The sequence below is a fragment of the Rhodohalobacter sulfatireducens genome, from assembly GCF_022012475.1.
GTDB classification, from domain to species: domain Bacteria; phylum Bacteroidota; class Rhodothermia; order Balneolales; family Balneolaceae; genus Rhodohalobacter; species Rhodohalobacter sulfatireducens.
The window spans coordinates 1-3,778 of sequence record NZ_JAKLWS010000066.1; the positions used below are offsets into that span (position 1 = coordinate 1).

The 3,778-nt window shown below is 48.1% G+C and carries 2 protein-coding genes; both read right to left on the bottom strand.

What is annotated here, in order from left to right:
- Nucleotides 1–856: 856 nt before the first annotated feature.
- Nucleotides 857–3,265 (bottom strand): GumC family protein, encoded by a 2,409-nt coding sequence (locus L6773_RS20955; RefSeq protein ID WP_237856632.1) that lies wholly within the window; start codon nucleotides 3,263–3,265, stop codon nucleotides 857–859.
- Nucleotides 3,266–3,592: 327 nt separating this feature from the next.
- Nucleotides 3,593–3,778 (bottom strand): hypothetical protein (locus L6773_RS20960; protein WP_237856633.1); only part of this gene is annotated, 186 nt, incomplete at its 5' end.

The window sequence follows — 3,778 nt, forward strand, 5'->3', positions numbered from 1 at the left end:
AATCCTCAAGTTAAAGGGTAGTACCTTTTTTGTGTGAAAAAAGGTACCAAAAAGCACATCGGGAATAGAGATAGCCATGCTCTGCGGTTTCTATAGAATGACGAGATTTCAGTCTGTACGTGACCCTCGATAATCGTTCCCGCTATTCCCGCTTTCTCCTAATCTCAATTAAATGCTAACACAATAATGTGTCAATGACCTAATCCACCGACCTTGAAGAAAAATCGGTCCCCCCAACTGGCGCAGGTGTTAAGCGCAGCGTCACTTGTGCCCTTTTCCCGACCTGTTTCCATTTTAATCTTTCCCAGATTCCAGTTATTACTCGTTCCCAAGCTCCCTGGTCATCGAAGCTTCTCTTTAGCGTAGTTGACCAGCTTCCATTCCAACGGCTAGGGAATCCATTCATCATTATTCGCACTACCCCCTCGAATGCGATCAATCCTTTTCGATACCCATCGCCTCGGGGTATCCGGTTTGGATAAGCTTCACATCCCCGGGTTGCAGCCTCTCATCAGAGCTCCGCTCTTCATCAGGCCTCCAGCCGGGGTTACAATACCAATCACCCCGCTGGGGTGAAAGATTGCACAGGTGCAATTGATTCTCTCCCTGCCGTTGTTACCAACCACGGTAGAATAGTGGTGCTGAGATCCCGGGTCAAGCCTGCCCGGGAATGCGGGGCCCGGGATGACGATTTAGAAGTTTCGGGTTAGATGCGTAGTGACGTTTGGGACGTTTCGGGAAAAGTTCAGGATGCCAGTTAAGATGTTTCGAGATTAGTATTAGATGATTTTTGCTGATTTGTAATCAGGCTTCATACCCCAAGATCTAATATCTCAAATCTCATCTCTAAAAAAACCTATCCTTCTTTGTAATCTTCGTATGCCTGGTAACTGTCGTAGGTGTATTCGTTGTAGTAGTAATAGTCACGACTTTCTTTGTACCTGTAGGCAGTTAAGACGGAACCGAGGACGTCGGCGCGGATCTGCTGGAGATTTTCAACGGTGTGGTTGAGTTCGTTTACCTGGGTTTCACCAAACTGGGCAACCAGGAGAATTCCATCGGCCGCGTGTTGGATGAGTGGAGCGGCGTCTGTTATCACCCCGTACGGCGGAGAGTCGATAATGATATGGTCATACTCATTTTTCAATTCATTGATGAATTCAACCATCTTTTTACTATGCAAGACAGCGGATGGATTCGGAATTTTCTGTCCGGATGTGATGATATCTACGCCCGGTGCGGCTGTAGAGCGGATGGCATCCTCTTCAGTGGCTTTATCATAGAATAACTCGGCAATTCCCGGTGCGCGATCCTCCCCGACCAACCGGTTCAGGTTGGGGCGGCGAAGGTCGGCATCCACAAGAAGAACTTTCTTGCCCGACTCCGCAAAGGCAACAGCCAGGTTCACGGAAATTGTGGACTTCCCTTCCGCTTTCCGAGAGCTGGTCACCAAAATGGTCTGGTAATCTTTATCCGGGTCTGCAAAAACAATATTGTTGTGCAGTCTCCTGTAAGCTTCTGAAATGGGTGAGATGCTGTCGATCAGAGCTGTCCATGAGGTCGAAACACTTCGTCCGTCGACCCGCACCGTTTCCCTGCCGTTGAATCGATCGGTTACATATTCATGAAAATCCGGAATCACGGCCAGTACCGGGTATCCCATGGAACGGATCTTGTCGGTCCCGTCAACCGTTCGGTTGAAGGTTTCTTTAGCAAGAACGGTACCCACACTTACAATTAAGCCCGCTACAAACCCAAAGAGTATAAACCTGTTGGTATTTGGATATGTTGGAGAGCCGGGTAAAACGGCCTCATCAATCACCTGTCCGTTTCCGGATTGTGTCTGTTCCCAAAGTTGTGTTTCCTGGTACTTCGTGGATATCTCTGTAAACAGCTGTTCATTGATATCCACTTCTCTTCGAAGTCGTGCCAGCTCCAGCATATTTTCCGGGAGATTATCAAAAAACTGGTTCTCCTCTTCAAGCCTCTGGTTTATCACTTCCTCCTGCGCACTGAGTTGAGACTCCTGGATTTTCAGTTCAATCAGGTTTCTCCGCAGCTCAACGATTCGGTCCGTAACACCGCCATCCTCATTTTCCAGAAAGCCGATGTACACATCTGAATCATCTGCATTTAATACACTGCTTGTAATTTCGCGAATTTCGTTTCGAACCGTTTCAATATCTTCATTGAGTTGTACAAGCTGGGGTTCACTCTCCGGGTTGTTTCGTAAATTCGGATTTCGCTGCAGAATCAGGGAGCGCTCCGTTCGAAGTTCTGCCAGCCGTAACTGCGCGTTTTCAAGCTGACTGCTCACATTCTCGGCAAACTGATCGGCAAGGCCCGGCCTGATCTCATTGAGTTGACTTTCGTAGGATTCAATGGACGAGTTTACGGCCACCAGTTCCACCTGTACCTCCTGCCGCTGCGATTCGAGTTCCGCTACGCGTTCAATGGCGGCTTGTGTTTGCCCATCTACCTGAACGAGCTCTGTGTTTCTCATGTAATCCCGAAGGTTCTCTTCCGCCTCGGCCAGCCTGTCCTGGATTCGGGCACGCTCTTCTTCCAAAAAGTCCATCGCTGAACCGGCACGCTGCCGCTGCTGACTCGCCGAAACCTCCATGTAAGTCTCCATAATCATATCTACAATGGTCTTTGCCTCAAGCGGGGACGGACTTTCATAGGAGATATTCAGTATATCTGTTTCCTGCGAAACCTGGTTTACGGTCATATTTTGCATCAGGCGAGAGGCCAGCATCGATTCGGTAATCTTGGTACGGCGATCAGGGTATTCCAGGTATAGAACGGGAAACATCTCCCCGTTTGGCAACTCTTCCTGCTCATGGATCTTTGCGGCGATCTCCTGCGCCAGTGTTCGGGATTGCAGAACCTGGATCTCATTGGCGATCCGGCTTCCCGCACCCACTCCAAACGAGGAGGACATCATACTGTTCAGGTCGGTGCCGCCGGCCCATGTATATCGATTTCTCTCCTGGGAGATCATCATCGTCCCGGAACTTTGATAAATGGGTTGTATGGTTGTGGCAATAACTCCCGCAATGAGTGCGGCGCCGATGACGATCCCCGCCACCCACCATTTATACCGCATAATGGTGCCGAATAGCTGCTTGAGGTCTAACTCCTCCATGTCGCCTTCGTTCACAGGTGAGTTCTCACCATAATAGTATTCTCCCCTGTAGGATTTGTGTCCGTTGGGTGAGCCGTTTGCATTTGAATTAAATGACTGCTTATTACCTTCGCTCATTTGATGATCTTACTGTTGATATGTTGAAAGACGCTAATTGAATAATTCCTTACAAATATTAGCCCTTCCTGAATTATTAAGAAATATTAATGCTTCTCTTCCATCGGTGCAAAAAATAACACAATGATGTGTAAAAAGATAATAGAAACCGGCAGAAAGACATTTTTATGTATGAGATTTTATCCTCCCCAACTGGCGTATGTATTCAGAGCTGCAACACAGGGGTCTTTATTTACACCTATTTCACGTTCCCATGTTCCTCGGTCAACGAAGCTTTAGCGCAGTTGACCTTGGTCCCCCCAACTGGCGCAGGTGTTAAGCGCAGCGTCACTTGTGCCCCCTGTTCCGGCCTGTTACTCGTTCCCAAGCTCTTGCTTGGGAACGCCAATCGGAAGCTCCAGCTTCCATTCCAACGTATAGGAATCCATACATCATTTTTTGTAAAACCCCTCGATAAAAATCAAGCTTTTTCAATATTCCCTGCCTCGGGGTATATGGTTTAGAGTACATTCC